This is a genomic window from Micromonospora fulviviridis (assembly GCF_014648395.1).
Lineage (GTDB): Bacteria > Actinomycetota > Actinomycetes > Mycobacteriales > Micromonosporaceae > Micromonospora > Micromonospora fulviviridis.
Genome location: NZ_BMRA01000011.1, coordinates 80,423 through 87,566 on the forward strand (window position 1 = coordinate 80,423; position 7,144 = coordinate 87,566).

Annotated in this window: 7 protein-coding genes and 1 pseudogene; 4 read left to right on the forward strand and 4 right to left on the reverse strand. The window is 73.7% G+C overall.

The window, feature by feature from the left end; genetic code table 11:
* Nucleotides 1-25: 25 nt before the first annotated feature.
* Complete coding sequence (locus tag IEY96_RS25785) at nucleotides 26-1,246, reverse strand: beta propeller repeat protein (protein WP_189197408.1); 1,221 nt, start codon at nucleotides 1,244-1,246, stop codon at nucleotides 26-28.
* Nucleotides 1,233-1,757 carry an RNA polymerase sigma factor gene (locus IEY96_RS25790; protein ID WP_229791909.1) on the reverse strand — a complete coding sequence of 175 codons (525 nt, stop codon included), beginning with the start codon at nucleotides 1,755-1,757 and terminating at the stop codon, nucleotides 1,233-1,235. The genes IEY96_RS25785 and IEY96_RS25790 overlap by 14 nt, the downstream gene beginning before the upstream one ends.
* Before the next feature lie 202 nt (nucleotides 1,758-1,959).
* On the opposite strand from IEY96_RS25790, the gene IEY96_RS25795 reads away from it, so the two are divergent.
* Both IEY96_RS25795 and IEY96_RS25800 read left to right on the forward strand, forming a co-directional pair.
* Nucleotides 1,960-2,403 carry a hypothetical protein gene (locus IEY96_RS25795; RefSeq protein WP_229791910.1) on the forward strand — a complete coding sequence of 148 codons (444 nt, stop codon included), beginning with the start codon at nucleotides 1,960-1,962 and terminating at the stop codon, nucleotides 2,401-2,403.
* Nucleotides 2,403-4,043 carry a sodium/solute symporter gene (locus tag IEY96_RS25800; RefSeq protein ID WP_189197409.1) on the forward strand — a complete coding sequence of 547 codons (1,641 nt, stop codon included), beginning with the start codon at nucleotides 2,403-2,405 and terminating at the stop codon, nucleotides 4,041-4,043. The genes IEY96_RS25795 and IEY96_RS25800 overlap by 1 nt, the downstream gene beginning before the upstream one ends.
* 21 nt (nucleotides 4,044-4,064) lie before the next feature.
* Here the strand turns inward: IEY96_RS25800 and IEY96_RS32910 are convergent, their stop codons facing one another.
* Both IEY96_RS32910 and IEY96_RS25810 read right to left on the reverse strand, forming a co-directional pair.
* Complete coding sequence (locus IEY96_RS32910; protein ID WP_229791911.1) at nucleotides 4,065-4,907, reverse strand: hypothetical protein; 843 nt, start codon at nucleotides 4,905-4,907, stop codon at nucleotides 4,065-4,067.
* Nucleotides 4,900-5,400, reverse strand: a complete 501-nt coding sequence (locus IEY96_RS25810; protein ID WP_189197410.1) for a SigE family RNA polymerase sigma factor — start codon at nucleotides 5,398-5,400, stop codon at nucleotides 4,900-4,902. The genes IEY96_RS32910 and IEY96_RS25810 overlap by 8 nt, the downstream gene beginning before the upstream one ends.
* Before the next feature lie 147 nt (nucleotides 5,401-5,547).
* Between IEY96_RS25810 and IEY96_RS25815 the strand changes: the two genes are divergently transcribed.
* The gene (locus IEY96_RS25815) at nucleotides 5,548-6,312 is read left to right on the forward strand and encodes an ABC transporter ATP-binding protein (protein WP_189197411.1); all 765 of its coding nucleotides are present in this window, start codon (nucleotides 5,548-5,550) and stop codon (nucleotides 6,310-6,312) included.
* Nucleotides 6,297-7,144 (forward strand): annotated as a pseudogene (locus IEY96_RS32915) (ABC transporter permease); the annotation flags it as partial. The gene IEY96_RS25815 and the pseudogene IEY96_RS32915, both read left to right, overlap by 16 nt.

Here is a 7,144-nt window from a genome sequence, read left to right on the forward strand (position 1 = left end):
CGGTGGGCCGCGCCGGCACCGAGGCTCAGTGCGGCAGGGGAAACCGGGTCCAGCCCGTGCCGTCGGTGGTCACGATGACGTGATCCGGTGCGGCGTCCGACCGGTCGTCCCGCCCGTAGAGCCAGGCCCGACCCTGGGCGACCCCGGCGGTCCCCTCCAGACTCCGGTAGTCGCGCGAGACGCTGAAGTGCCGTCCACCGTCCCGGCTGACCAGGAGCTTCGCCGAAGGCTCGGGTGCGTCGTCCCCCCAGAGCGACACCAGCAGCGAGCCGTCCGACCCGATCGTGAAGTTCGGGTTCGCCTGGGTCGCCGGCAGGTCCGTGCCGGTGTCGACCCAGGTCCGCCCACCGTCCGTGGTCCGTAGCAGCCTCGCCGGACCGGTCAGCGTCGTCGACCCGAGCGGGGGACCCGGCTCGATCAGCAGGTAACCCTCCCGCTCGTCGGCTCCGACGGCAGCCACCACGTTCGCCCCAACCTCGGGCCGCCAACTGGTCCAGGTCGCGCCCCGATCGGCGCTGCGCGCGACGATCATCGGCTGGTCCGGCTCGCCCGGCCAGTAGGTCACCCACACCGACCCGTCCGCCGCCGGATAGATGCTGAACGGCGGATACGGCGACGGTGACCTCCCGGCGAGCCGATACACCGTCGCCCCGTCCACCGCCAGTGGCTCCCGGACCGCACCGCAGCCCTGCTGGCAGAAGACCGGGCGGGCCTCCGCCGGGAACGCCGCCACCGGCACGATGGCCCGGTCCGCGTCCCGCCAGGTGCGGCCGCCGTCGGTGGACAGGTGTGACCCGGCTTCCTCACGGATGAGATAGACACCCTGTGCGAGCACGGCGTACTCCAGGTCCGGGGCATCGTCGTCAGGCCCGCAGGTGCTCGGCCGGTAGCGTGCCTCGTCCCAGTCGGACCAGGTCCGACCGCCGTCGTCGGTGTGCGCGAACCAGACGGTGCACCGGAATCGGGTGATCGCCACCCCGGAATCCGGGTCGGTCAGCACGACCGCGCCAGCGCGGTCGGGACGGGCCGGCGGCTGGTCCGGGCCGGCCCAGCCGGTCCCGCCGGACCGCGCGGCCAGCGGCACCGCCGCCACGCCGGCCAGGGCCACCAGTACGGTCACCGCCAGCACCGCCGACCGCTGCCGGCGGCGGGACCGGGCTGCTGCCCGCAGGTCGGCCAGGGGCGGTTGCCGTACCGCCTCCGCCACGGTCTCCACGTCGAAGCCGGTGAACTCACGATCGGACATCGATCCTCCCGGTGCTGTTGTCGGCGGACTCGGGGTCGGAGAGCAGCACGGCCAGGGCCTGGCGGCCGCGGGAGAGCCGGGACTTGACCGTGCCGGGGGAGACGCCCAGCGTCGCCGCGACCTCGTCCACCGGCAGGTCGACCAGGTAGTGCAGGGCCAGCGCCTGCCGCTGTCCCTCGGGCAGCCCGCGCAGCGCGGCCAGCAGGGCCAGGTGCTCGGGCGACCGGTCGGCCACGGCGGGTGGCGGACCGATCCGCCGCAGCAGGGTGTCCAACACCCGGCGCCGCCGGTGCCGGCTGCGGGCGACGTTCACCGCCACCCGGCGCAGCCACGCCTCCGGGTTGTCCAGACCGGCGAGCCGCCGGGGCGCGGCCAGCGCGCGGGTGAACGCCTCCTGGACCGCCTCCTGCGCCTCGCCCAGATCACCGGTCACCGCGTACAACTGGACGACCAGCCGGCGGAAACAGCCGGCGTACAGCTCGGAGATCAGCTCACCGTCGGACACCGTCACCTCCCCTCTCCACCTGTTCCACTCACCAGGCGGACGGAAGGTTCCAGGCAACGCTCAGAAGGTGGCATCCCGCTCCGTCGTCCACAACGAGGCGGCCGTCATCCACCGGGTTGTCCACAGGAGTGAAGCGTTATCCACAAGTTGTGCACAGGGCCGTCCCGGTCCTCTTGACATTCCCGCTGATCAGGCGAGACTGCCGAGGATGACCGGAGCGGAGGAGCGGGACGTTCCGGGGCGGCCCGCGCAGGCGGCTCCGGTGCCCGTCCCGCGCGCCCCGCAGCCGGCCAGGACCCGCGTCGTGCTGGCCGAGGTCTCCCGGCCGGGCAGCCGCGCCGACCGCACCCGCTCGGAGCTGACCCAGCAGACCCGGGTCGGCGAGACGCTGGTGCAGGGCCTCGTGCGGGCCCAGCTCTCGCTGGCCCTGCGGTTGAGCCTGCTGGTGCTGATCGGGCTGGGCGGCCTGCCCTGGCTCTTCGCCATCGCGCCCTCGGTCGGCCGGGTCACCGTGCTCGGCGTCAACCTGCCCTGGCTGCTGCTCGGTGTGGTCGCCTTCCCGTTCCTCATCGTGGTCGGCTGGGCGTACGTGCGGCTGGCGGAGCGGAACGAGCAGGACTTCACCGACCTGGTCCAGCGGCCGGAGCGCTGATGACCAACGGGTACGTGGTCCCCGCGATCGTGGCGGTCACCCTGGTCACCGTGGGGATCGGCTTCTACGGGCTGCGGCTGGCCCGCACCACCTCCGACTTCCTGGTCGCCTCCCGGGCGATCAGCCCGACCTGGAACGCCGCCGCCATCGGCGGGGAGTACCTGTCGGCGGCGAGCTTCCTCGGCGTGGCCGGGCTGATCCTCAAGTACGGCGTCGACGTGCTCTGGTACCCGGTCGGCTTCGCCGCCGGCTACCTGGCGCTGCTGCTCTTCGTGGCCGCCCCGCTGCGTCGCTCCGGGGCGTTCACCCTGCCCGACTTCTGCGAGGTGCGGCTCGGCTCGCGGCGGCTGCGGAAGCTGGCCACCGTCTTCGTGATCTTCATCGGCTGGCTCTACCTGGTGCCACAACTCCAGGGCGCCGGGCTGACCCTGGCCACGGTGGCCGGCTCGCCCTACCCGGTGGGGGCGCTGCTGGTCGCCGTGGTGGTGACCGCCAACGTCGCGCTGGGCGGGATGCGGGCGATCACCTTCGTCCAGGCTTTTCAATACTGGCTGAAGCTCACCGCGCTCGCCGTACCCGCGATCTTCCTGGCATTGCAGTGGCAGGCCGACGCCCGCCCGGCGGTGACGCCGCCCGACGGGCCGATGTTCCGGACCGCGACCACCGTGGTGGTCGAGCACCGCGCGACCCTCACCCTGCCCGACGGCGACATCCGGGAGGTACGCCCCGGCGACCGTCTCGACTTCGCCGCCGGCGACCCGGTGCCCGAGGTCTCCGGCACGGCCACCGACGCCACCGACTGGCTGCTGCCGGACACGGCCGGCGACGACGACCGGGGCCTGTTCGGGACCTACTCGCTGATCCTGGCCACCTTCCTCGGCACCATGGGCCTGCCGCACGTGCTGGTGCGCTTCTACACCAACCCCGACGGGGCCGCCGCCCGGCGCACCACGCTGGTGGTGCTGGCCCTGGTCGGCGTCTTCTACCTGCTGCCCACGATCTACGGCGTGCTGGGCCGGATCTACACGCCGCAGTTGCTGGTCACCGGGCAGACCGACGCCGTGGTGGTGCTGCTGCCCGGTGCGACGCTCGGCGACGGCACCACCGGCCGGCTGCTCGCCGCGCTGGTGGCCGCGGGGGCGTTCGCGGCCTTCCTCTCCACCTCGTCCGGCCTGCTCACCAGCGTGGCCGGGGTGATCTCCACGGACGTCCTCGGCCGCGGCTCGGTACGCGGCTTCCGGCTGGCCACGGTGATCGCCGGTGGGGTGCCGGCGGTGCTCGCGCTCAACGTCTCCGGGCTGGACGTCTCGCAGGTGGTCGGGCTGGCCTTCGCGGTCGCCGCGTCGAGCTTCTGCCCGCTGCTGGTCCTCGGCATCTGGTGGCGCGGCCTCACCGACCTGGGCGCCGCCGCCGGGGTGCTGGTCGGCGGCGGCGCCGCGATCGGCGCGGTCCTGCTCACCGTGCTCGGGCCGCCGCTGTCCGGCTGGCCGGCCACGCTCACCACCCAGCCGGCCGCGTGGACGGTGCCGCTGGCGTTCACCGTGATGGTGGCGGTGTCCATGGCCACCCGGCGGCGGCTGCCGCGGGACGTCGGCGTCACGATGCTCCGCCTGCACACCCCGGAGACGCTGCGGCTCTAGCGCTCCCCGGGGCGTGCGTGCTCAGCAGGCGTCGGTGCCGACGCAGAGCCGGTCCGCCACGAGCTTCGCGAAGTGGCGTGCCTCGTCCGGCGTCGCCTGGTGGTCGAGCCGGAGTTGCGCCACGAGGTCACCCTGCCGGACGAAGAGCCAACGGCTCGGGATCCCCTTGATCTCGCCCCCCACCAGCACCCCGTCGTCGCCGCCCAACCCCTCCGCGAGGATCGAGAGGGAGTCGTCGGGACGAGCCGGCACGCAGTCGGCGACGATCCGCCGCACCCGCTTCATCGAGGTCACGGCATCCGCCTGGGAGTGGCGGGTGACCCGTTCGGCCAGCCAGGCCGTGGGCGAGTCGAATACCGCGAAGCGGTCCGCCAGCGCGCCGACCGACAGTGCCGGCAGTCGGTTCTCGCAGGAGACGGCCGCCGATTCCAGGGTCCAGTCAACCTTGATCCTGCCCTGCGACATGGCGAAGCCGGGCGGCAGGTCGGCGAGTTGCAGGGTCGCGCCGGCCGGGATCGCCCGGCTGGGTGGCCGGCTGGACGGGGTGCCGCCGGTCGGCCGGCGACTCGACTGCGCGTCCGGGCTCGGGCTCGACTCGGCCGACGGCGTCGGGGAGACCGTGGGGTCGGCACCGGGCGTGCTGGGCACGACGGTGGCGGGTGGCAGTGGTGGCGTGGCGTCCCGGTGACCGGCGAGCACGGCCGCGCCCGAGGTGAGCACACCGACGGCGACAGCGACGGCCAGTACGCCCGCGACGCGCGCGCGCCGGGTCCGCTGCCGGCCACGGCGGCGCACCTCCTCCACCGGGGCCCAGGTCAGGCGGTCGGTGTCGCGGTAGAGGTCGGAGAAGAGTTGATCAGGCATTGCTGACCTCCTCGGGCAGCGTGACGTCGAGCAGGGCCGCCAGGGCTTTGCGACCGCGGGCGAGGCGGGCCTTGACCGTGCCGGTCGGCGTGCCGGTCTGTACCGCGATCTCGGCCACCGGCAGATCGGCCAGGTGATGCAGGACGATGGCGTGCCGCTGGTCCGCCGGGAGTTGCCGCAGCGCGGCGACCAGCGCCACCGTGTTCTCCGAGGGTGGCCCGGCGGCCGGTGGTGGACCGTGACGCCGGTGGGCCACCAGACCGTTGCGGACCTTGCGCCATCGGTTGATCAGCAGGCGGTACCCGACGGTGCGGACCCACCCCTCCGGGTCGTCGTACCCGCTGATCCGTGACCAGCGTTGCCAGGCCCGCACGTACGCCTCCTGGGCGGCGTCCTGGGCCTCGGTCAGGTCGCCACCGAGCGCGTAGAGCACGGTGACGACGCGTTGTCTGGTGGCTCGGTAGAACTCCTCGAACCCGTCCGGCTCATCCACTGTCCCTCCCCGTGGCGGTTGTGCCTCTGACACCCTTCACGGCCGCGACCGGTTGCACACGCACTGTCAAAGTAGGCACCAAGGAGGACGGGAAGATCCTCCTCTGGCCCGATCGACCGCTGGCCGGGCCGGGCTACGGTCGTGGGCATGACCGATCAGCACCCGGCGCTGTCCCTCCGTGGCCTGGCCAAGCGGTTCGACACCAAGGTCGCGGTCGCCGGCGTCGACCTCGACGTGCCGACCGGCTCGTTCTACGGGCTGCTGGGCCCGAACGGGGCCGGCAAGACGACCACCCTCTCCATGGCCGTCGGCCTGCTGCGGCCCGACGCCGGCCAGGCCCGGGTGCTCGGGTACGACGTCTGGGCCGACCCGGTGCGCGCCAAGGGGCTGCTCGGCGTCATGCCCGACGGGGTACGCCTCTTCGACCGGCTCAGCGGTGCGGAGCTGCTGGCGTACCAGGGTCTGCTGCGCGGCATGGACCCGGCGGTGGTCGAACAGCGGGCGGCGGAGCTGCTCGACGTGCTGGCGCTCACCGACGCCGGCCGCACCCTGGTGGTCGACTACTCGGCCGGCATGAAAAAGAAGATCGGCCTGGCCTGCGCGCTGCTGCACGGCCCCCGGCTGCTGGTGCTGGACGAGCCGTTCGAGGCCGTCGACCCGGTGTCCGCGGCGCTGATCCGGGACATCCTGCACCGCTACGTCGTGGGCGGCGGCACGGTGGTCTTCTCCAGCCACGTCATGGAGGTGGTCGAGCGGCTCTGCTCGCACGTGGCCATCCTGGCCGACGGCCGGATCAAGCGGGTCGGCACGCTCACCGAGGTGCGCGGCGACCGGTCGCTGGAGGAGGTCTTCGTCGAGGTGGTCGGCGGGCGGACGGCGACGGGCGAGGAGCTGTCGTGGCTGTCCCGGTGACCGCCGCCGAGCGGCCGGCCCGGGCCGTCTCGCCCCGGCACTTCATCCGCCTCAAGCTGCGGGTGCTGCGCAACAACTTCCGCGGCCAGGCGTGGCGGATCGCGCTGTTCGTGGGCGGCGTGCTGTTCGGGCTCTGGTTCGCCGCCGGCGGCTTCTTCCTGCTCGCCGCGCCCGGCCTGGCCGGCGAGTCCCGGTACGCGCTGATGACCGCCGCCTTCGGCGGCTGCCTGCTGACCCTCGGTTGGCTGCTGTTGCCGCTGGTCTTCTTCGGCGTGGACGAGACCCTGGACCCGGCCCGGTTCGCGCTGCTCCCGCTCTCCCGCCGCACCCTGGTCACCGGCCTGTTCGCGGCCGCCCTGGTCAGCGTCCCGGTGCTGGCGACGCTGGTCACGGTCGCCGGGCTGGTGGTCACCGCCGGCGCGCTGGGCGGCTGGTCCGCCGCGCTGGTCACGGTGCTCGGGGTGCTCCTCGGCCTGCTGCTCTGCGTGGCCGCCGCCCGCGCGGTGACCAGCGCCTTCGCCACCATGCTCCGCTCCCGCCGGGTACGCGACCTGGCCGCCGTGCTGCTCGCGGTGCTCGCCGCGCTGCTCGGCCCGTTGCAGTTGCTGGTGCTCGGCGCGGTCCAGCAGGCCGACTGGGACCGGCTCACCGGGGTGGCCCGGGTGGTGGGCTGGACCCCGTTCGGGGCGCCCTGGACGGCCGGCGTCGACGTGGCCGAGGGCCGGGCCTGGGCCGCCGTGCCGAAGCTGCTGATCACCGTGGCGGCGATCGGCGTACTCCTGTTCTGGTGGTCGCGGTCGCTGGAGTCGGCCATGGTGGGCGCGGCGAGCGC